Annotated in this window: 19 protein-coding genes, 1 tRNA gene and 1 pseudogene; 13 read left to right on the forward strand and 8 right to left on the reverse strand. The window is 61.8% G+C overall.

Annotated features, from left to right (window positions below; translation table 11 throughout):
• Nucleotides 1-223 precede the first annotated feature (223 nt).
• From DNK89_RS24375 to DNK89_RS07720, 4 genes are all read right to left on the reverse strand, one after another.
• Complete coding sequence (locus tag DNK89_RS24375; RefSeq protein WP_161958929.1) at nucleotides 224-364, reverse strand: hypothetical protein; 141 nt, start codon at nucleotides 362-364, stop codon at nucleotides 224-226.
• Between the two features lie 21 nt (nucleotides 365-385).
• On the reverse strand, nucleotides 386-631 hold the full coding sequence (locus DNK89_RS07710; protein WP_110959582.1) for a hypothetical protein: 246 nt from the start codon (nucleotides 629-631) through the stop codon (nucleotides 386-388).
• Nucleotides 632-1,061: 430 nt separating this feature from the next.
• Nucleotides 1,062-2,132 carry a response regulator gene (locus DNK89_RS07715; RefSeq protein ID WP_110959583.1) on the reverse strand — a complete coding sequence of 357 codons (1,071 nt, stop codon included), beginning with the start codon at nucleotides 2,130-2,132 and terminating at the stop codon, nucleotides 1,062-1,064.
• Nucleotides 2,132-5,746 (reverse strand): ATP-binding protein, encoded by a 3,615-nt coding sequence (locus DNK89_RS07720; RefSeq protein WP_110959584.1) that lies wholly within the window; start codon nucleotides 5,744-5,746, stop codon nucleotides 2,132-2,134. Before DNK89_RS07720 ends, DNK89_RS07715 begins: the two co-directional genes overlap by 1 nt.
• 225 nt (nucleotides 5,747-5,971) lie before the next feature.
• Here DNK89_RS07720 and DNK89_RS07725 point away from each other — a divergent pair, with 225 nt between their 5' ends.
• The 10 genes from DNK89_RS07725 (at nucleotide 5,972) to DNK89_RS24205 (ending at nucleotide 13,800) form a co-directional block, all read left to right on the forward strand.
• Nucleotides 5,972-6,274, forward strand: coding sequence for an urease subunit gamma (locus tag DNK89_RS07725; RefSeq protein ID WP_015012806.1), 303 nt, complete (start codon nucleotides 5,972-5,974; stop codon nucleotides 6,272-6,274).
• Between the two features lie 33 nt (nucleotides 6,275-6,307).
• Entirely contained in the window at nucleotides 6,308-6,922 is a 615-nt protein-coding gene (locus DNK89_RS07730; RefSeq protein ID WP_110959585.1) for a HupE/UreJ family protein, read from the forward strand.
• Between the two features lie 22 nt (nucleotides 6,923-6,944).
• Nucleotides 6,945-7,250: an urease subunit beta gene (locus tag DNK89_RS07735; RefSeq protein WP_110959586.1), complete on the forward strand. Its 306-nt coding sequence runs from the start codon at nucleotides 6,945-6,947 to the stop codon at nucleotides 7,248-7,250.
• A gap of 93 nt (nucleotides 7,251-7,343) precedes the next feature.
• On the forward strand, nucleotides 7,344-9,089 hold the full coding sequence (ureC, locus tag DNK89_RS07740; protein ID WP_110959587.1) for an urease subunit alpha: 1,746 nt from the start codon (nucleotides 7,344-7,346) through the stop codon (nucleotides 9,087-9,089).
• Between the two features lie 12 nt (nucleotides 9,090-9,101).
• Nucleotides 9,102-9,599, forward strand: a complete 498-nt coding sequence (locus DNK89_RS07745; protein WP_110959588.1) for a GNAT family N-acetyltransferase — start codon at nucleotides 9,102-9,104, stop codon at nucleotides 9,597-9,599.
• Between the two features lie 75 nt (nucleotides 9,600-9,674).
• Nucleotides 9,675-10,373 carry an urease accessory protein UreE gene (ureE, locus tag DNK89_RS07750; RefSeq protein ID WP_110959589.1) on the forward strand — a complete coding sequence of 233 codons (699 nt, stop codon included), beginning with the start codon at nucleotides 9,675-9,677 and terminating at the stop codon, nucleotides 10,371-10,373.
• A gap of 11 nt (nucleotides 10,374-10,384) precedes the next feature.
• Nucleotides 10,385-11,095 carry an urease accessory protein UreF gene (locus DNK89_RS07755; protein WP_110959590.1) on the forward strand — a complete coding sequence of 237 codons (711 nt, stop codon included), beginning with the start codon at nucleotides 10,385-10,387 and terminating at the stop codon, nucleotides 11,093-11,095.
• 62 nt (nucleotides 11,096-11,157) lie between these two features.
• The gene (gene ureG, locus DNK89_RS07760; RefSeq protein ID WP_110959591.1) at nucleotides 11,158-11,838 is read left to right on the forward strand and encodes an urease accessory protein UreG; all 681 of its coding nucleotides are present in this window, start codon (nucleotides 11,158-11,160) and stop codon (nucleotides 11,836-11,838) included.
• A 19-nt stretch (nucleotides 11,839-11,857) separates the two neighbouring features.
• Nucleotides 11,858-11,945: transfer RNA gene (locus tag DNK89_RS07765), tRNA-Ser, on the forward strand.
• Nucleotides 11,946-11,979: 34 nt separating this feature from the next.
• On the forward strand, nucleotides 11,980-13,800 hold the full coding sequence (locus DNK89_RS24205; RefSeq protein WP_153064254.1) for a hypothetical protein: 1,821 nt from the start codon (nucleotides 11,980-11,982) through the stop codon (nucleotides 13,798-13,800).
• A gap of 145 nt (nucleotides 13,801-13,945) precedes the next feature.
• Here DNK89_RS24205 and DNK89_RS07775 read toward each other — a convergent pair whose 3' ends face one another.
• Nucleotides 13,946-14,728, reverse strand: a complete 783-nt coding sequence (locus DNK89_RS07775; protein ID WP_153064255.1) for a helix-turn-helix transcriptional regulator — start codon at nucleotides 14,726-14,728, stop codon at nucleotides 13,946-13,948.
• A 237-nt stretch (nucleotides 14,729-14,965) separates the two neighbouring features.
• A complete protein-coding gene (locus tag DNK89_RS07785) occupies nucleotides 14,966-15,694 on the reverse strand; it encodes a hypothetical protein (RefSeq protein ID WP_153064256.1) in 729 nt (242 codons plus the stop codon).
• 162 nt (nucleotides 15,695-15,856) lie between these two features.
• Between DNK89_RS07785 and DNK89_RS07790 the strand changes: the two genes are divergently transcribed.
• The gene (locus DNK89_RS07790; protein ID WP_153064257.1) at nucleotides 15,857-16,291 is read left to right on the forward strand and encodes a hypothetical protein; all 435 of its coding nucleotides are present in this window, start codon (nucleotides 15,857-15,859) and stop codon (nucleotides 16,289-16,291) included.
• A 283-nt stretch (nucleotides 16,292-16,574) separates the two neighbouring features.
• On the opposite strand, the gene DNK89_RS07795 is transcribed toward DNK89_RS07790, so the two are convergent.
• The gene (locus DNK89_RS07795; protein WP_153064258.1) at nucleotides 16,575-17,294 is read right to left on the reverse strand and encodes a hypothetical protein; all 720 of its coding nucleotides are present in this window, start codon (nucleotides 17,292-17,294) and stop codon (nucleotides 16,575-16,577) included.
• A gap of 186 nt (nucleotides 17,295-17,480) precedes the next feature.
• Between DNK89_RS07795 and DNK89_RS07800 the strand changes: the two are divergent.
• Together DNK89_RS07800 and DNK89_RS07805 are read left to right on the forward strand one after the other, a co-directional pair.
• Nucleotides 17,481-18,171 (forward strand): annotated as a pseudogene (locus DNK89_RS07800) (IS3 family transposase); the annotation flags it as partial.
• Between the two features lie 166 nt (nucleotides 18,172-18,337).
• Nucleotides 18,338-19,384 carry an IS110 family transposase gene (locus tag DNK89_RS07805; protein ID WP_110959598.1) on the forward strand — a complete coding sequence of 349 codons (1,047 nt, stop codon included), beginning with the start codon at nucleotides 18,338-18,340 and terminating at the stop codon, nucleotides 19,382-19,384.
• 327 nt (nucleotides 19,385-19,711) lie between these two features.
• Here DNK89_RS07805 and DNK89_RS07810 read toward each other — a convergent pair whose 3' ends face one another.
• Nucleotides 19,712-20,044: a hypothetical protein gene (locus DNK89_RS07810; protein WP_110959599.1), complete on the reverse strand. Its 333-nt coding sequence runs from the start codon at nucleotides 20,042-20,044 to the stop codon at nucleotides 19,712-19,714.
• Nucleotides 20,045-20,105 lie beyond the last annotated feature (61 nt).

Genomic DNA, 20,105 nt, shown 5'->3' on the forward strand with positions numbered 1-20,105 from the left:
CAGAAATGTGGATGAAACGGAACATGGTGAGTTACTCCTTCTGGCCCGCAACGACCAGAGGATGCGGCTCACGCAGTCACGCAAGCCATCGCCTCCGGCCCAGGGCCCGGTATGCAAAGTTCAAGGGGGTGGTGTGGGGTGGCGCTTCAGAGCGCCAGCGCGGGTCTGGGTCCATGGGGCCTCCTGGGGGGTGGTTGGGGTACAGGGCCGGTCGTGGCCGAGTTCAGAGGCTGAGGGTTTTTTGCCCGAGCCCGAAAGGTGCGTCAAAACGCCGCTGGTCGAGGCGCAAAGCACAGCCATAGCGCGGGCTATGGCGCGCATTTGCAACGATGGGCAGCGGTTTTTTGGCGTGCAAGGCGGGCATGGGCAAAAGACTCTCAGCCTCTCAGGACTGCCGCGCGCGGCGGTGCGATGCGCACGCTGGCGGCTGGCTGTGCAGGTAGCAGCGAATGCGGTGCGTGGGCCACAGGGTGGCGCCATCCAGGTCGGCCACAGTTTGCAGGCTGTCAGCCGCCGCACGGACCGGGCCTTGTGCGCCAGGGGGCAGCTGTGCCCCCGGTTCAGCGCTGGCAGCGCCAGGCGCCACCGCACGCTGGAAAAGGCTGGGCAGGTCTACAACAAAAAAACGCATGGCCGTCGTCCTTGGCAGGCAGGACGGAGCACGCAGACGCAAACGAGTGCCAAGTGGCGCCGTCACGGCACGCGGGCAACGCCCCAGGGAAAGGGGGCATGGCCTGTGCGGACGGCACAGATGCAACGAAGCGGCAAGACGGAAGAGCCACCCACACCACCACGGCCAAAAAGGCCAAAGCTGCCCCAATGGGCACACAGGTACAACAGGGGCTGGGAGGGACGAGGCCGGGGCTTGCACGAGGCAACCCACGGCCCGGGAGCGGGCGTCAGGAGGCCTGGCAGGCAGCAGCCGTCACGGCTTGCTGGGTTTCACTGCAACAACTGGCACTTTCCACGCTGGGGCTCCGAAAATGAAGGTGCGCGATTATTGCGCTGCAACATGGTTGGGTCAACGTGTTTTTTTGGGCCTCTGGGCGATGAAGCCAGCGTTAGCCCTCAAACTGGGGATGCAGTTGCCGGATGCGGTTCATGGCCATGGCGGCGGCTGCGGTACGGGTTTCCACGCCCAGCTTGGCAAACACGCGTTCCAGGTGTTTTTTGACGGTGGCGGGGCTGGCCCCCAGGATGTCGCCGATGTCGCGGTTGATCTTGCCCTTGACGACCCAGTACAGCACCTCGGCCTCGCGCGCAGTGAGCTTGAAGGACAGGCTCATGGACTCGATGATCTTCGCGTCCGACACCTCGCGCATCACGATGAGCCAGTCGCCACCGCCTGCGCTGTCGCCCGCCTGCTGGTGCAGGCGGAAGGTGAGGCGGCGCGCGCCCTGCTCCACCGCCAGGCGCGGCGGCTCGGCCAGCGAAGCCTCCAGCAGCTCGGCCGCGTTGTCTGCCAATACATGGCGGCGCAGCCAGGCCTGCACGGGCTCGGGCGCCCATTGGCCAAACGGGGTGGGCGCGCCGTCCGGCCCCACTTCGCCAAAGTAGCTTTGCAGCAGCTCGCGCGCCAGCGGGGTCTGCCACACGATGCGGCCGTCCGCTGCGCGCACGGTGATGCTGGCGTAGCCAAACGCATCGAGCGCGTTGCGCGCCTCGCGCGCCTGGCGCGCGTCCTGCCGGGCCTTGCGGGCTGCGCCCAGGTGTACGCCCATGCGGGCCATCACCTCGCGCGGCTTGATGGGCTTGGTGACGTAGTCCACGCCGCCCGCCTCCAGTGCGGCGACCAGATGCTCGGTCTCGGTGAGGCCCGTCATGAAGATGATGGGGATGTGCGCCGTGGCGGGGGATGCCTTGAGGCGGCGGGCAACTTCAAAGCCGTCCATGCCCGGCATCATGGCGTCGAGCAACACAATGTCCGGCAGGGCCTGGGCCGCACGCTGCAGCGCCGCCTCGCCGTGCATGGCCACGAGCACGGTGTAGCCCGATTCATCCAGCGCGTCGTGCAGTACGGCCAGGTTGTCGGGCACGTCGTCCACGATCAGCACCACATCGCTATCGCTGCGGTCCAGCGCGCTGGCGGGTGCTGTGGGGGGGTGAGAGGAAAAGGGGTTGGCAGTGGTCATCACGAGGGTGCCTGCTCCAGGATCTGGCCCATGGCATCGAACTGGAATTGCTTGGCCAGCTGCCGCATGGTGCCGACAAAAGCGCTGTGCGCGGGCTGGCTGCGCTCAATATCGTCCAGCGTGTTGAGAATGCCCCGGTAGTAGCCCAAAGACACCGCCTGTGCCAGAGCCAGCAACGCAGCGGAATCGGGGTACGTGAGGGGTGCGGGCGCCGCAGACGCCACGGCGGGTTCAGCACCCGCGGGCGCTGTAGTGGCCTCGTCGTATTGCCACTGCAGGCCCAGGCGGCGCTCCAGCCAGTCCAGCAGCTCGCTGTGGCGCACGGGTTTGACGATGAAGTCTTCGGGGCGTATGTCCACGTCGTTGTCGAGCGCCTTGTCGAAAGCATTGGCGGAAACAATTGCACATTGCACATTGGGCAGGTGCATCTGCCGCACGCGCCGCAGCGTTTCCCACCCGTCGATGCCCGGCATGGCCAGATCCATGAAGATCACGTGCGGACGGTACCCGGTGGCCAGCAGGTCCAGCGCATCGTGGCCGCTGGCAGCCTGGCGCAGCTCAAAGCCCAGAGGCTCCAGCAGCTGCACCAGCAGCTCGCGGTCGGGCTCTTCGTTGTCCACCACCAGGATGCGGCGGCGCTCGCCCGCGTAGCCCTTGCGCTGGCGTTGACCATGGGCAGCCAGCGCCGCTGGCGCTGCGGCCTTGCCCAGCGCATCGCCATGCACCTCGGGCAAGAACAGCTTGACGTGGAACACCGAGCCCACGCCCGGGGTGCTGCTCACCGTCAGCTCGCCGCCCATGAGCGCGGTGAGCATCTTGGCGATGGTCAGGCCCAGCCCGGCCCCCGGCGCGGCCGCGGTGCTGCCACCACCCGATCCGCCGCGCGCGAAGGGCTCGAAGATGCGCTCGATCTCCTCGGCCGTGAGGCCCGGGCCCGTGTCCTGCACCTCAATGCGTGCCATCTCGCGCCCATAGCGCACACGCAGGGTGACGGTGCCCTGCGCGGTGAACTTGACGGCGTTGCCCAGCAGGTTGATGAGAATCTGGCGCAGGCGCTTGTCGTCGGCACGCACCACCTCCGGGATCACGCCCTGCACGTCGAACACAAACGCCAGGCCCTTGGCGGCGGCCTGCAGCTCGAACAGGCTGGCCATCTCGTGCAGACCGTCGGCAAAGCGCATGGGCGCCACATCCAGCGTGAGCTTGCCCGACTCGATGCGCGCGATGTCCAGCGTGCCCTCGATGAGCGACAACAAATGCTCGCCCCCACGCCGGATCACGTGCACTGCCTGCTTGCGGTGCGGGGGCACGCCCGCGTCCTCACCCATGAGCTGCGCGTAGCCCAGGATGGAGTTGAGCGGCGTACGGATCTCGTGGCTGATGGCGCTGATGTAGCGGCTTTTGGCCTGGTTGGCCTGGTCGGCGCGCAAGCGGGCTTCCTCGGCCTGCTGCTGGGCGGCCTCTGCCACGCTGCGCGCCGTCTGCAACGCTTCGTCGGTCTGGCGGTGCAGCTCGATCTCGCGCACCAGCAGGCCCGTCTGGCGGTTGGATTCCTCCTGCGCCACCTGGCGGCTCTTGTGCGCCAGCACCAGCCACCACGCCACGATTCCCGAGATGACCAGCAGCGCGAGATAGGCCTTGAGCAGGCCCGAGCGCAGCGCCACTTCTGGGGCGGCCATCACCTCGGTGTCGGTGGCGGCCTGGGCAATGGTGTTGAGCTCCTGGTGGTACAGCAGCCCCATCACCGACGCCAGCAACGGCGCGATCACCAGCATCAGCAGCAGGAAGTGGCCCAGGCCTGTGTCGAGATAGCGCCAGATGGCACGCGGCAGCACCCAGCGCAGCGCAGCCGACCACTGCACCGCCATGCTCGCATGGGGCTTGCACAGGTCGCCGCAGCGCGCATCGAGCGTGCAGCACAGCGAGCAGATGGCGCCCCGGTAGGCAGGGCACTGGGCCATGTCGGGCGCTTCGTATTCGCGTTCGCAGATCACGCAACGCTGCACGGTGAAGCGCTGGTAGCTGCCCATATCGGCAGCCCGCACGCCGGGCACAGGTCCCGCCACAGGCACAGCCACCGGCTCGCTCTGCCGCGCGATGTAGTACTTGCCGCGCGTGGCCCAGGCGATCAGCGGCGCCGTCACAAAGGCCACTGCCATGGCAATGACAGCCGAGAACGCCTGCGGCAGCGGGCCAAACAGCCCCAGGTGCGCGCTGATGGACAGCACAGACGCCAGCGCCATCGATCCCACACCCACCGGGTTGATGTCGTACAGGTGCGCGCGCTTGAACTCGATGCCCTTGGGTGACAGGCCTAGCGGCTTGTTAATGACGAGGTCCGCCACCACCGACATGATCCAGGCGATGGCGATGTTGGAATACAAGCCCAACACCTCGCCCATGGCGCGGAACACGTTCATCTCCATCAGCATGAAGGCGATCAGCGTGTTGAACACCACCCACACCACCCGTCCTGGGTGGCTGTGCGTGAGGCGCGAGAAGAAGTTGGACCATGCCAGCGACCCCGCGTAGGCGTTGGTCACATTGATCTTCATCTGCGAGACCACCACAAACAGCGCCGTCGCGGCCACCGCCCACCCATAGTGCGGGAAGACGTACTCGTAGGCCACCAGGTACATCTGGTTCGGGTCCACGGCGCGCTCGGCGGGCACCATGTGCGTGAGCGCCAGCCAGGCCAGCAGCGCGCCGCCCAGCATCTTGAGCACGCCCAGCACCACCCAGCCCGGACCGCCCACCAGCACCCCCAGCCACCAGCGGCCGCGCGTGGTGGCGGTGCGGGCGGGCATGAAGCGCAGATAGTCGGCCTGCTCCCCCATCTGGGTAATGAGCGCAATGCCCACGGTGAGCGCCGCACCAAACAAGGGCAGTTGGAACGTAGCGCCGCGCGCCAATTCACCACCGTAGTGCACCACCCCAGAAAACGCACCAGGATCGCGCACCAGCACGTACACAAACGGCACCACCAGCATCAGCAGCCACAGCGGTTGCGTCCACACCTGCAAGCGGCTGATGGCCGACACGCCGTGGGTGACCAGCGGAATCACCACAATGGCGCAGATCAAATAGCCCCAGGTGGGAGGAATGTCGAGCGCCAGCTCCAGCGCATAGGCCATCACGGCGGCTTCGAGCGCGAAGAAGATGAAGGTGAAGCTCGCGTAGATCAGCGAGGTGAGCGTGGAGCCGATATAGCCAAAGCCCGCGCCGCGCGTGAGCAGGTCCATGTCCACCCCGTAGCGGGCCGCGTACACGCTGATGGGCAGCCCCGCCAGAAAGATGATGAGACCCGTGGCCACGATGGCCCAGAAGGCATTGATGAAGCCGTACTGCACCAGCAGCGTGGCGCCCACGGCTTCGAGGATCAGGAAGGATGCCGCGCCGAAGGCCGTGTTGGCCACCCGCCATTCGGACCACTTGCGAAAGCGCTGGGGCGTGTAGCGCAGCGCGTAGTCCTCCATGGTCTCGGTGGCCACCCAGCTGTTGTAGTCGCGGCGAACCTTGACCACCTGCTGGGGCGCCTGCGCGTCGGCGTCCGGCCCCGGCACAGGGGCCAAACTGGCGTCGGGCGGGGCAAAGGAGGTGTTGGAGGGAGGCATGGGCAAAGGGCGGCGACAGCCCCTGCAAGTGCAGTTTCCATGCCACGGGTTGCCTTTGTATGCGGTGCACCTTCGCCCTCTGGCGTATGGCGGGCACGGGGCTTGCTGCCTATGATGAATCCACTGCCCTTCGGACCGCATGGCCATTGTTGACGATTGCCCCGTGTGTCCGGCCTGAACAACCTGCTACACGAGCCCACCTCTCCTTACATTGAGCAGAACGACATGGAACTGACCCCTCGTGAGAAAGACAAGCTACTGATCTTCACCGCCGCCCTGCTGGCCGAGCGCCGCAAGGCCCGGGGACTGAAGCTCAACTACCCCGAGGCGGTGGCCCTGATCAGCGCCGCCGTGATGGAAGGCGCGCGCGACGGCAAGACTGTGGCCCAGCTCATGAGCGAAGGCCGCACCGTGCTGACCCGCGCCGATGTGATGGAAGGCATCCCCGAGATGATTCCGGACATCCAGGTCGAGGCCACCTTCCCCGATGGGACCAAGCTGGTCACCGTCCACCAACCCATCGTTTAACCCCCCGTTCGTATTTCTCTCTGTGGAGCCCCCATGCGCATCGCCCTCTCACACCGCCACACAGCCGCTCTTCTTTTCATAGCTGCCAGCGCAATTGGTACTAGCGCTAGCGCCCATACCGGCGCTGAATCGCACATCCACAACAGTTTTCTGAGCGGCTTGGTCCACCCCCTGTTCGGTCTGGACCACCTGGCCGCCATGGTGGCCGTGGGCCTGTGGAGCGCCCTGGCCGCCCGCAGCGCCGGGCGCGACCTGCTGTGGGGCCCCGTGGGCTTTGCGGCCATGTTGCTGGTGGGCGCCGTGCTGGGCCTGCAGGGTGTGGCGCTGCCAGCGGTGGAGCCCATGATTGCCGCGTCGCTGCTGGTCACCGGCCTGCTGGTCGTGTCCCGCCTGCGCGTGCCCGGACTGGTGGCGGCGCTGGGTGTGGGCGTGTTTGCCGTCTTCCACGGCGTGGCCCATGGCTATGAGCTGGCAGGTAGCGACAGCGCCTGGTTGACCCTGGCAGGCATGCTCACGGCTACCGTGCTGCTGCACAGCGCAGGCCTGGCCGCTGGCTGGGCACTGCGCCACCGCCATGTGTGGCTGGCCCGCGCTGCAGGTGCTGGCGTGGCTGCGTTCGGTGGCGTGCTGCTGGCGCAGATGGCCTGAGCGTTCCCTGCAAGGAGCTTTCATGATCCCCGGCGAACTTCTCACCGAACCCGGTGAACACCTGCTCAACACCGGCCGCCGCACCCTGACGCTGGTGGTACGCAACACCGGCGACCGGCCCATCCAGGTCGGCTCGCACTACCACTTTGCCGAGACCAACAACGCCCTGGGCTTTGACCGTGCGACTGCGCGCGGCATGCGGCTGAACATTGCGTCGGGCACCGCCGTGCGCTTTGAGCCCGGCCAGGAGCGCACTGTGGAGCTGGTGGACTACGCGGGCGAGCGCCGCGTGTTCGGCTTTCAGGGCCTGACGCAGGGCGCGCTGTAGCAATTTCAAGCCAAATTGGCAGATAGCGCAGGTATTTATTGCCCAAGCAGCTATCAAAAATAGAGTAAACCGTTCTCACGGAGCACCCCACCCATGGCAACCATTGGACGACGCGCCTACGCCGAGATGTTCGGCCCCACCGTGGGCGACCGCGTGCGGCTGGCCGACACCGAACTCCTCCTCGAAGTCGAGGCCGACTACACCCTGCGCGCAGGCAGCTACGGCGAAGAGGTGAAGTTTGGCGGCGGCAAGACCATCCGCGACGGTATGGCGCAGTCGCAACACAGCAATGCACAAGGCGCTGTGGATACCGTGCTGACCAATGCGCTCGTTGTCGATCACACCGGCATCTTCAAGGCCGACATCGGCCTGCGCGCGGGCCGCATCGCCGCCATCGGCAAGGCGGGCAACCCCGACACGCAACCGGGTGTGGACATCATCATCGGCCCCGGCACCGAGGTCATCAGCTGCGAGGGCAACATCGTCACCGCGGGCGGCATCGACAGCCACATCCACTTCATCTGCCCGCAGCAGATCGAAGAAGCGCTGGCCAGCGGCGTGACCACCATGCTGGGCGGCGGCACCGGCCCCGCCACGGGCACGCTGGCCACCACCTGCACGTCCGGCCCCTTCAACATGGAGCGCATGCTGCAAGCAGCCGACGCGTTCCCCATGAACCTGGGCTTCCTCGGCAAGGGCAACGCCAGCCTGCCCGATGCACTGCATGAGCAGATCAACGCGGGCGCCATTGGCCTCAAGCTGCACGAAGACTGGGGCACCACGCCCTCGGCCATCAGCAACTGTCTGGACGTGGCGGACGAGACCGACACGCAGGTCGCCATCCACTCTGACACGCTCAACGAATCGGGCTTTGTGGAGAACACCATCGCCGCCGTGGGCGGGCGCGGCATTTGCGCCTTCCACACCGAAGGCGCGGGCGGCGGGCACGCCCCCGACATCCTGCGCGTGGTGGGCGAAGACAACTTTCTGCCATCGTCCACCAACCCCACCATGCCCTACACCCAGAACACGCTGGACGAGCATGTGGACATGCTCATGGTGTGCCACCACCTCGACGCCAGCATTGCCGAAGACCTGGCCTTTGCCGAAAGCCGCATCCGCAAAGAGACCATCGCCGCCGAAGACATCCTGCACGACCTGGGCTCCATCAGCATGATGAGCAGCGACAGCCAGGCCATGGGCCGTGTGGGCGAAGTCATCCTGCGCACCTGGCAAACCGCGCACAAGATGAAGGTGCAGCGCGGCTGGCTGGCCCCCACTGCAGGGCGCGATGAGCTGGCCGAAATCCTGCAGCGCAACGACAACTTTCGCATCAAGCGCTACGTGGCCAAGTACACGATCAACCCCGCCATTGCGCACGGCATTGCCCACGAGGTCGGCTCACTCGAAGTCGGCAAGTGGGCCGACATCGTGATCTGGAAGCCTGCCTTCTTTGGCGTGAAGCCCGCGCTCATCTTGAAGGGCGGGCTGATCGCTATGGCCGCCATGGGCGACCCCAACGCCTCCATCCCCACGCCCCAGCCCGTGCACTACCGGCCCATGTTCGGCGCGTTCGGCGGGGCCATTGCCAAGACCTCGCTCACCTTTGTGTCGCAGGCCGGGTTGAATGCAGGCGTTGGCGAACGCTTTGGTTTGCGCAAGCAGCTCAGCGCCGTGCGCAACATCCGTGGCGTGCGCAAGCAGCACATGGTGCACAACAGCTACACGCCCAAGATGGAGGTGGACGCGCAGACCTACACCGTGCGCGCCGACGGCCAGCTGCTCACCTGCGAGCCCGCCACCCTGCTGCCCATGGCGCAGCGCTACTTTTTGTTCTGACACTCCCCCACGATGAGCAGCTTGCTGGACAGCCTCTCCCTGCGCTTGGACGACCTGAGCGACCCGCGCATTGCCGCCTTCATGGAAGAGCATCTGCAGGACATGCGCGCCACCTCGCCGCCCGAGAGCGTGCATGCGCTGGACATGAACCAGCTGCGCCGCCCCGAGATCCGCTTCTGGACGGCGTGGCTGCCGGACGCCACCGAACCCGCGCCCGGTCGGCTGGTGGGCACCGGCGCCCTCAAACACCTGAGCGCCGACCACGTCGAGCTCAAATCCATGCGTTCTGCAGAGTCCCTGCGCGGCCTCGGTGTGGGCCGGGCAATCCTTGAACACATCCTGGGCCAAGCCGTGGATCTGGGCTACCAGCGCATCAGCCTGGAAACGGGTACCCAGCCCTTCTTTGAACCCGCTCACCAGCTCTACCTGCGCTACGGCTTTACCGACTGCGCGCCGTTCGGCAGCTACCAGCTTGACCCCCACAGCCGGTACATGAGCCGCGCGCTGTAGAGCCCGCCCGAGCCACCCCGCAGCCAAGGCCACAATGTTGACCTCGCCTTGCCGGCACCGAAATCCTCTCGCACCATGATCCAGGTCTCCAAACTCCTCCCCCAAGGCCAGGGCCTCGCGCCCGTCCTGCTCAAGCGCGCCACCACCGTTGAACTGGACTGGGACGTGCGCCAGAAAAGCCGCTTTGCCGCTACCGACTCGGCAGGGCGCGAGCTGGGCATCTTCCTGCCACGCGGCACGCTGGTGCGCGGTGGCGACGTGCTGGTGGCCGAAGACGGCTCCATGGTCCGCGTGATCGCTGCGCCGCAGCCTGTGCTGGTCATCACCCACTGCCAACACCACGGTACGCCGTTCGACCTGACCCGCGCCGCCTACCACCTGGGCAACCGCCATGTGCCCATCGAGCTGCAGCCCGACCACCTCAAGATCGAACCCGACCATGTGCTGGCCGACATGCTGCGCGCTATGCACCTGATCGTGACGGAACAGAACCTGGCGTTTGAGCCCGAAGGCGGCGCTTATGCCGCTGGGCATGGCGGCGGGCACAGCCATGGGGAACATGGACATGGAAAGGGGCACGACCATCACCATGGTCACGACCACTCCCATGACCATTCACATGGCCATACCCACGAACATGGGCATAGCCACGATCACAACCATGCAGTTGCCCCCGTTGCCCCCAGCGCAGTCCCTGCCCGTGGGCGCACCGTGTCCATCCCCGTGGTCGCCCAAGAGCATGTGCACGGCCCCGACTGCAACCACGACCACTGACTCCCCGCTCCATGCGCCTGGACCGCCCCACGCCCCTGCCCGCCGCCAGCTTCTTGCAGCTGATGTGGCTGGCCTCCCCCGCGCTGCCCGTGGGCGGGTTCTCATACTCCGAAGGGCTGGAAAGCGCCATTGAGAACGCAGGCCTCGCCAGCGAGGTCGCCGTGGGCGACTGGCTGCTGGATCAGCTCCACATCACCCAGGCACGCGGCGACATGGCCCTCATCGCCAAGGCCGTAGGCGCTTGGCGCCGAGGCGACCTGGAGCACGTAAAAGAACTCAATGACTGGGTGCTGCACACCCGCGAAACCAGCGAACTGCGCCTGCAGACCGAGCAAATGGGCCGCTCGCTGGCCGAATGGCTGCGCAACCAGTACCAGGGCAACGAGGCCCTGATGCCCGCCGTGCGCCACCTGGCTGCCCTGCCCCCCACCTACCCCGTGGCCTTCGCACTAGCCGCATCGCCTACCCAGGCCAGTGTGCGCGAGGTGCTGCTGGCCTACGCCTTTGGCTGGGCCGAGAACATGGTGCAGGCCGCACTCAAGTCCATGCAATTGGGCCAAAGCGCAGGCCAGCGCATCCTGGCCCGGCTGGCCGCCGCCATCCCGCTGGCCGCAGACCACGCCGCTGGCCTGATGGACAGCGAGCGCCAGGCGTTCTCGCCCATGCTGGCCATCCTCAGCGCCCAGCACGAAGTGCAATATTCAAGACTTTTCCGCTCCTAGCGCAAGCAATACAAGCGTAGGTAGCTATTTATTTAGTAGCAAATGACGCCACCACTAGCACCATGACCAACGCCCTGCACCACATCCCCCACCGCACCAAAAACCTGCCCCCTCTGCGCGTGGGCATCGGCGGCCCCGTCGGCTCCGGCAAAACCACGCTGCTGGAGATGCTGTGCAAGACCATGCGCGATGACTACGACCTCATCGCCATCACCAACGACATCTACACCAAGGAAGACCAGCGCCTGCTCACCGTGAGCGGCGCGCTGCCCGCTGAGCGCATCCTGGGCGTGGAAACCGGCGGCTGCCCGCACACTGCCATCCGCGAAGACTGCTCCATCAACCTCGAAGCCATCGACCGCATGCTGGGCGAGTTCCCCAACGCCGACATCGTGTTTGTGGAAAGCGGCGGCGACAACCTGGCCGCCACCTTCAGCCCCGAGTTGAGCGACCTCACCATCTACGTCATCGACGTGGCCGCTGGCGAAAAAATCCCCCGCAAGGGCGGCCCCGGCATCACCAAAAGCGACCTGTTCATCATCAACAAGACCGACCTGGCCCCCCACGTGGGCGCCAACCTGGATGTGATGCACGCCGACACCACCCGCATGCGCACCACCCCCCAGGGCCTCAAGCCGTTCGTGATGACCAACCTCAAGACCCTGGCGGGCGTGGCCGACGTGGTGAAGTTCATCGAGACCCGGGGCATGCTGCAAAAGAAATCAGCCTCCGCAGTCAGCTAGAATTCGCGCCTTCCCTCCCGGAGACTTGGGTGAGTGGTTTAAACCAGCAGTCTTGAAAACTGCCGACGGGCAACCGTCCGTGAGTTCGAATCTCACAGTCTCCGCCAAGATCTTGTAAGTTGTTGATTTCCTTATAATTCCTTGAAAAACAAGGACTTAGGGGACGCAGGTATGCCAAAAACCTATGACAAATCAACATCTGGTGGTGCGGTGCCTGCTCACTTTTACAAGCCCAAAAATTCTTCAAACTGGTACGTTCGGCTAGACCCTAGCACCGAACTGAAGCGCTACTGCGCGCCTACGCCTCTTCGCAAGTCCACGGGTCAAAGCGACCTCAAGCTTGCCAAGATCGTCGGCCTCAAGATGCTGGCTGACCAACGCGCGGAATGGCACCGCCTTCTCGAATCTTTCACGCGCGATACGGCCTTGCACCACGCAAAGGTTTTCTTGGATGAATCCTTTGTTGCGACCATTTGCCATGCGCGACTGCACTCTTGGTTGATGAGTGATGAAGATGATCGCCTGACAGGCCTGACCGACGAAGACATCCTGGAGATTGAGTCTTTTGCGGCCCTAAGCGACCGCACGATGCGCTCAATCTTGGCTCAAGGCCCTGCTTCCCCGAGCTGGGTAGACCTTCTCGATACTGTGTTTGACTGGTGCCTCACCCTCGGCTATGAGCTTGACCCCAGTGATCCGTATCTACCGAAGCTAGTGCGCGAGTTTGCGAAAGTCGAAAAAACGGCACAAGAGAATATTCGGCTACGAAATTTGGGAGAAGTCGATGGCACAGCAACACCGCCCCCTCCCCAGGAGCCAAGCCCGCGGCTTTCTGATGTCAGCGACATTTTCTATGAGCACAAAAGCATTTCCAATGACCCAAAGTACGCGGGTACGTTACTGAACGCTTGGAAACTTTTTATCGAGCATGCCGGTGACGTCCCTCTCGACTCCGTCACCCCCCAACTAATCTACGAGTTCTTTGAAAGTCGGATGCATGCCGCAAGTAAGCCCTGGGCCCCGACAAGAATTCGCTCGTTCGGAAAACGTGCGTTGGGGGACGCATTCGCTCTGGCAGCAGTGAAGGGCTTGATGACTATTCCCAATCCGATTGAGCAACTCAAAGTTCTTCCAACTTTGACAAAACAAGCTCAAAAGGAACGTGAGAAGCCACGATTTCCCTACACAACACATCAGATCAACCAAATTTTTTCATCCGCCTGGTACGACCCCAATGAACAGAAAATTTTCAGGGGAAAGATGGCAGAGGACCTTGGCGCGAGATATTGGATTCCACTCATCAAAACGCTCTACGGAACCCGGGTTCGGGAGCCCATTCAACTACTTTGCTCAGACGTCCGCAAGCAAGGAACGATTGACGTCATTTCACTCCGTGTTGACATCGAGAAGACACCGGTAGAAGTCCAGACCACGTCACAAAGTGACTCCTTACACCGCTCGTTAAAAAACCAGACCTCTCACAGAGAACTGCCCGTACACCCAAAGTTGATTGAGCTTGGATTTCTGGATTTTGTTGCCGCGCGCCGCCTTGAAAGTGGTCCGAATGCGCTGCTTTTTCCATCGAGTGAGCCAAATTCGAATGCCCAAAAGCCCAAGCCTGGCCGATCGTATGAACAATGCTATTTGCGATTTGTCCGTGATCGTTTGAAGATGGGGAACGGTTTTGGGAGCCACAGCTTCCGGCATTTCTTTGAGGACCTACTGCGCGAGACACAAGCGTCCACGGGCGCATGGCCGACGGGACTATCGCAGCAACTTATGGGACGTTCCAGAACCGCATCAATGGACAAGGATTTCATTGCCCGAGAAGGTAGTGAAGCGCTATACGGAGCCGGGTACTCAGCTAAGGCTCTACAAAAGTACCACGGTATGGTGGACTTTTCTGAGCTTCGATTTCCGCCGCCTTTCCCCGAATGGCTTAGGAAAACGCATTCCAGCTAGATCACTGTACAAAAGGTGCGAGCTCGCATGAATTTTTTGACTGATTCGCTATTGAACGCTGACTGACAGCTGGCTACAGCGAGCTTCAACAGAAATAAGGCGAGCCAAAGCTCGCCTTTTGAATCAACACCTTGTCCGCCGAAGGCTACGCTGCCAAAGCTAGCGCACTTTGCCGGCCCTGCCCTCGTTCTGCCTGAAGGACATTCTCAGAATGTTCCACCGCCGCACGCTGAAGCCAACGCAGCATCTCTGGCAACTCTTTCATGTTGTAGACATCGTCCCCACTGACCTCGGCATAGAGAGAAAGAAAATCTTTCTTCACAGCAAGGTCAGCCGTGTACGTATCGAGACTGATGAATGCTGATGCCTTCGAGTCTTCCAGAAGCCGAATCATCGCTCGCTCCACAAATTCTTCCTCGGTCTGCTGCGGCGGTATGAAGTCCGACATCGTCAGCTGTCCCACCATCAACTTCACAACGACCGTTGGGACACCCAGGAACCGAGCAGCGCGCTGTGCAAACCGAGGACCTACCTGAGATATCTCGCGCAGACCACTGCGCAGTTGATTGAGGTACCCATACGTCACGCCGAGTTCGTTAGCCAAAGCTTGCAGGGTAAATCCCCGAATGCGGCACTCATCGAGCAACCAGCCCATCAGCGCACCGCCTTCGTACGAATACAGGCGCCGCACGCGTTCCTCCTTCGTTTCGACTGGAGTCGAAGCTAGGCGTGCTGATTCGAAAACGCTCGTTGCATCTTCACTGCGGTTCTGCGCTTTACGCTGAGCACGTTTCATACTTTTGTTCATGATGTCCTTTGAATGCACGTGCACTTGCACGTACAACGTATAGCGACAAAATGAAAATCCGCACCAGCGACGGTGCGGATCAATCAAAAAATAGAAACTGGCCTGCTCAGGCAATTTCAAGTGCTTTGAAGTAGCCTCTAAAGAACACCTTGAATCCTGGCACGTAGTTGTCCTCTCGGACCTCGACGGCTGAATATGCATCCTGCTCACGGAGCTTCTCTGGAATCGCCCGGTACCTTGCCAAAGCCTCCGAGGAAGACGCCGCCTCTATGTAGACACGCAAACTGCTACCGTCGGATCCCAACAACAAATACAGACCTTCGGTCAGCTGAGCTGGAAACATACAAACAGCCGGCTTCACAGCGACGCCTTCCCCAAGCCTCTGCTCGCTTCTTCGCATGCAGACATTGCTGCAGGGGAGACAAGCGTGGTTGAAGCACTCATGACCTCGTGCTGCGGCATACACGAAGGAACAAACGAGATTTTTGCGATCTCGTGAGTTGCGTCCAGCAAATCCGCAAACGCTTTCAGCTTGTCCTCAGGCTCCCACTTCGGCGCTATGGCGAGCACATGTTTGAGGTCTTTGTGGTGCTGCGATGAATTCAGCACTACTGCCCCCTCCCCGCCCGCCTCTCCCAGGGAGTACCAAAAAGGGTGATTTACGGAATGCGCCAGAAACTCTTGCACTCCGCTGTCGTACAGAGGCAATACAAATCTGTGCTGCATACATTTGACCTGCTGCGTCAAGATGAGGTACAGCGCATTCCCTGTGCCGACCACGTTGGAGCGTAGGGCTACCCGGTCTGCGGATGGCATCGCATCGAACATTGTCTTGGAGATGTCGCCGCAAACAGTCCACGCGTTTTCGGAACGCGCCAACTGCTTGGTCTGCGGCTCCACAGCTTGGGCCACCACCTCCTCTGTTGTCATGATACGGCCGAAGTGGACCCCTTCCTTTTTCAATGCGAACAGCTTGAGAATGACTGATTGCAAAGACTCGATTCGAGCTGCGTTCATATGATTTCCTGTGTAGTACGTCACGACGACGTACTGCGTATAGCGAACGTTGTGGAAATCAGCTTTCAAGTCATCTCTGATGCGTTTTAACGAAGTCTCGGGCCTGCAAGCGACGCATGAGACTCTCCTCCTGAGGCCCCTCCAGGGCACCCTGAAGCTCTAGCCGATATAAAACTCAGTTCTATAGGACTGAGAAGCCTTATCAATCAACCTCGCGCCAAGGATGGCAACATGAATGAAACCGCACTGCCTCTGTGCCCAATAGCAACTGCAACCCCGATGCTCGCTCCCCACTGGCAGATAAAAGAAGTTCAGGACACTCGCGGCAAGTCTTACCAAGTCATTGGTACGGACGGAATTGTGGTGGCCTCTGACGTACAGAGTCTAGAAATCGCACGGCTCTTTGCACTGTCTCCGTTTCTGTTCGAGAGCTTTCGCGACCTCCTATCGGAGGCTGAACGTGTACTAGAACATATGGTCGACAGCTGCTGGTATGACACCAAAGAGATTGCAGAAGATGAGGACGGGCTTTTTGAGGAAGATTCGCCTGGCGCACCTGAGTTTGCCTCCTGGCTCTTAGAGCTGTACAAGCTCGTGAAAATGGTTGGCCCTCAAGCCTACCCGCCCAAAGGAGTCACATGGCAGTACGAACTGTTCTTCGATTGAGCTAGCAAAGCATATTGCCGCTCGACCTTTCGCTCCAGCGTATGGCTTCGCGCCCGCATACCGATGACATTGAAAGGCAACTTCCAGGCGTTGAGTCCGGCAAGTCGAAGGGCCGTATCCTCTGCATGGCTGACTTCCAGGGGACCTGCCGGCACCGCCCGGGAGGCGCTAGGAATGGACATATTTGTCCGTCCGAAAGACTTTGGGTTCAGACCAAGAAAGACCATATTTGCCTGTCCCTCCCCCTAGTTTCCAGTTCTAGGGGGAGAAACTGTCAATGTCTCTAATGTCCGTCTCCACGACGCGTTTTGACGAAGCCTCGGGCCTGCAGACAGCGCATGAGACTCTCTTCCTGGGGCCCCTCCAGGGCCTCCTGGAGGTCAAGCCACAGGGCGTATACCGGAGTGCTCTTCATGCCCTCCGCAGGGCCGTTACCGTAACGACCGGTCTTAACCGCGCGGGCCGCAGCCTGGAGAGAAGTCAGTGCGTCGCGCAATGGGTCCGTCTGCACGGTCGCAATCGGCGGCCGGGTACTTTGTTGCCCGATAGTTCGAATCTTTCCTGCTGCTGCGGTGATCCGACTCAATCGAACCTCTGGCACCAGGGCGTCGGTACTGCACGTCGCGGCTTCTTCCAACAGCCTCACGGCTTCTTCAATTCGCCACACTGGGTCGGCTTCGCGTTTAGCTGTAGCCACACGCGCTTCAGCCTGCGCGGCACGGGCGGGCGCGCAGATGCTCTGCTCGACAAATTGGGTTTCGTGCTGAGTCAGCAAGTCACGTACATGAGCAGGGATGTCTGTCGAGCCCTCGGGGAGGCTAGCAACAAACTTCTGCTGAGAGAAGCCGTGGGTGTTACCGCGTGTGCCCTTAGGGACCCACACCGAGCGATACAGCGACAGGGTGTTACCGCGTTTCTTGATATGCATGAAGTGGCTTCGATGGTTTGTATTCACCGTATAGCCACCGCTCGCCCGCACAGGTGATCTGAACTGCTTGTGCATCTCCTGCTGCGCCACACGGGCTATTTAACTCAGTTCCTACACGCTGGATGGAACATTCAGCCCGACGAGCTTGTGCGGATGAAGCTGGTCGTCGACGAACTCCAGGGAACTCAACAAATACACCGTTGACACACAGGTGAACAACCAAAGCACACGCGGAGAAGGCGGACGAAGCGGGGGGCCACCCAACTTGCATGCGAATGTGTGACAGTGGCGCGTTGTACGGTCGAGCGACTGATGCGCAGCATGGGCCTGCGCGATGTGATGCGTGGAAAGGTGGTGCGCACCACGGTCGGCGATGCAAATGCGCCAAGCCCGCTGGATCGGGTCAACCGGCAGTTTCGCGCCGAACGGCCCAATCAGTTTTGGGTCAGCGACTTCACTTACGTATCGACCTGGCAGGGCTGGCTGTATGTAGCCTTCGTCATCGATGTGTTTGCCAGGCGCATCGTGGGCTGGCGGGTGAGCAGTTCAATGCGAACGGACTTCGTGCTTGATGCGCTGGAGCAAGCCCTGTACGCCCGCCAGCCCGAACGCGATGGAAGCTTGATATGTCACAGCGACCGCGGGTCGCAATACGTCAGCATTCGGTACTCTGAACGACTGGCTGAAGCGGGCATCGAACCGTCAGTGGGCAGCAAGGGCGACAGCTATGACAACGCGCTGGCCGAGACCATCAACGGCCTGTACAAGGCCGAATTGATTCACCGCAGGGCTCCCTGGAAAACCAAGGAAGCCGTGGAGTTCGCCACGCTGGAGTGGGTGCACTGGTTCAACCAGCACCGTCTGCTTGAGCCTATCGGATACATCCCCCAGCAGAAGCGAGGCAAACTACTACCGGCAACTCGTCAGTCAGGCCACTGTGGCAGTGGGCTGACTTAAACCAAACAGCCTCCTCGAAACCCGGAGATGGCATGGTCCGCCCACCTCCGCCACTGCTGCTGACATGCGGTCGTCATCCCGTAGAGCCGGGTAGATGTCGCAAGTTCAGTTGCAAAGTGCCAGAGTGGCAACCCTCGCAACCACTGAACCTGGAGGCCACCATGCAATCGACTCTAAACCTGCCTGTCATCGGACTGGACTTGGCCAAGTCTGTGTTCCAACTGCACATCGTAGATGTGGAGTCGGGTGAGATCCAGCGACGCCAAATCAAACGAGCCAAACTCACGGAATTCTTCGCCAAGTGCACCCGCAGCTTGGTTGCGATGGAAGCTTGCGGGTCATCGCATTACTGGGCCAGGACGATCCGGGCACTGGGGCATGAGGTCAAGCTGTTGCCTGCCCAGCATGTCAAAGCCTTCTTGCTGCGTGACAAGACCGATGCGATGGATGCACAGGCAATCTGGGTGGCGGCACAGCAGCCGCACATCTTGCCGGTCCCCGTGAAATCGGAGCGCCAGCAAGCTTGTCTGGCACTGCACGGCATGCGTCGTCAGATGATGAAGATGCGCATCATGCAAACCAATGCCCTGCGAGGCATCCTGGCCGAGTTCGGCATTGCCATGCCCGTGGGGCACAACCAGTTGCTCAAGATGATCCAGGCCGAAATCGCTGAGGCCCAGGAGAAGGGTCACCTGCCTGCCGATCTGGTCATCTGCGTCCAGGAGCAACTCAAGCGTATTGATGGATTGCAAGATGACATCGACCACATTGGCCAGCGGCTGGGCGCCATGATTCGAGAGGACCGGCAGATGCAGGCAATTCAGCAGATTCCTGGTGTCGGAGACCTGACAGCCTCGGCGCTGGTGGCGGCGGTCGGAGACTTCTGCACATTCAAATCCGCGCGGCAGTTCGCTTCATGGGTAGGGTTGGTCCCTCGTCACGTGGGCACCGGCGGGAAGACGCAGCAATTGGGCATCTCCAAGCGCGGAGACACCTACTTGCGAACCTTGTTGGTCGCCGGCGCTAGGGCTGTGATTGCCCGATCCGGAAAATCTGACTGGATTGAACGGTTGCTGCAGCGGCGACATTACAACGTCGTGGTGGTGGCGTTGGCCAACAAGATGGCGCGCACCGCGTGGGCAGTTCTAGCCAGGGGTGTGGCCTTCGATCGAACCCGTTGGAACCCGCTTGAGACGACGACTGCCTGACCCGTCAGCGCGGCGCGCCAATGACCTACAACACCGATTGGAAGGAGAACCTGCACCTAGCGTATTGATGGAATGACGGTCAACCCGGGTTGGGAAATTCCGATGAATCGCCAGTACCTTGAGTACATCCCGGAGATAGGAACTCCAGCCGCGAATAGCCATCATGGGCAGCAGCAACCACTGCACCAACAGCCCGGATGTAAGGCAGCAAACCCTTCAGACCATCACGACGTAGAAGCTTGTTCTCCTTGGGCGGACCATGTAGGCGATTCACCCGGGCACTCCCTCGGGAGGCCTTCTTCGATGGTGTGAATGCGGTCGTGGTGTTTACTTCACGACATAGGCTTTGTGTTCCTCGGCCGTGTCGTACCAGTCTAGGTCGTAGTCGGGTTCGACCTCTTGTCCATCGCCGTCAAACACCCGGCTCTCAAAGCGCCACAGATGCTTAATGGGCACGACCGAGTGAACAGCGCCCAGCGCCGCTACAGCGGCAACGCTGGGCGCAAGGCCGCTAGGTGCACACACCTTGTAGCAACCCATCGCCTCGCGGTCGTCGTAGTAGAGGTTGCAGAAGTCGCTTTCGGTCGAGATGACTACGTAGAAGAGCTCGTGCTTCTCGATTTCAGCTTCCGGGCGGATGGAGTTCGTTTGGTCGGTCATGGTGAAAACATCAAGTCATGGCGAAGTTGCCACTTCAGGGTAGACAGCTGTTTTAAATTTG

It is taken from the genome of Acidovorax sp. ST3, from assembly GCF_003231145.1.
Lineage (GTDB): Bacteria > Pseudomonadota > Gammaproteobacteria > Burkholderiales > Burkholderiaceae_C > Acidovorax.

Excerpts from the sequence above, each read along its gene's own strand:
- DNK89_RS24375 (WP_161958929.1), bottom strand. The coding sequence starts at position 364 with ATGCCCGCCTTGCACGCCAAAAAACCGCTGCCCATCGTTGCAAATGCG.
- DNK89_RS07810 (WP_110959599.1), bottom strand. The coding sequence starts at position 20,044 with ATGACCGACCAAACGAACTCCATCCGCCCGGAAGCTGAAATCGAGAAG.
- DNK89_RS07715 (WP_110959583.1), bottom strand. The coding sequence starts at position 2,132 with ATGACCACTGCCAACCCCTTTTCCTCTCACCCCCCCACAGCACCCGCC.
- DNK89_RS07710 (WP_110959582.1), bottom strand. The coding sequence starts at position 631 with ATGCGTTTTTTTGTTGTAGACCTGCCCAGCCTTTTCCAGCGTGCGGTG.
- DNK89_RS07790 (WP_153064257.1), top strand. The coding sequence starts at position 15,857 with ATGAATGAAACCGCACTGCCTCTGTGCCCAATAGCAACTGCAACCCCG.
- DNK89_RS07795 (WP_153064258.1), bottom strand. The coding sequence starts at position 17,294 with ATGCACAAGCAGTTCAGATCACCTGTGCGGGCGAGCGGTGGCTATACG.
- DNK89_RS07755 (WP_110959590.1), top strand. The coding sequence starts at position 10,385 with ATGCGCCTGGACCGCCCCACGCCCCTGCCCGCCGCCAGCTTCTTGCAG.
- ureG (WP_110959591.1), top strand. The coding sequence starts at position 11,158 with ATGACCAACGCCCTGCACCACATCCCCCACCGCACCAAAAACCTGCCC.
- DNK89_RS07805 (WP_110959598.1), top strand. The coding sequence starts at position 18,338 with ATGCAATCGACTCTAAACCTGCCTGTCATCGGACTGGACTTGGCCAAG.
- ureE (WP_110959589.1), top strand. The coding sequence starts at position 9,675 with ATGATCCAGGTCTCCAAACTCCTCCCCCAAGGCCAGGGCCTCGCGCCC.
- DNK89_RS07730 (WP_110959585.1), top strand. The coding sequence starts at position 6,308 with ATGCGCATCGCCCTCTCACACCGCCACACAGCCGCTCTTCTTTTCATA.
- DNK89_RS07720 (WP_110959584.1), bottom strand. The coding sequence starts at position 5,746 with ATGCCTCCCTCCAACACCTCCTTTGCCCCGCCCGACGCCAGTTTGGCC.
- DNK89_RS07745 (WP_110959588.1), top strand. The coding sequence starts at position 9,102 with ATGAGCAGCTTGCTGGACAGCCTCTCCCTGCGCTTGGACGACCTGAGC.
- ureC (WP_110959587.1), top strand. The coding sequence starts at position 7,344 with ATGGCAACCATTGGACGACGCGCCTACGCCGAGATGTTCGGCCCCACC.
- DNK89_RS07735 (WP_110959586.1), top strand. The coding sequence starts at position 6,945 with ATGATCCCCGGCGAACTTCTCACCGAACCCGGTGAACACCTGCTCAAC.
- DNK89_RS07725 (WP_015012806.1), top strand. The coding sequence starts at position 5,972 with ATGGAACTGACCCCTCGTGAGAAAGACAAGCTACTGATCTTCACCGCC.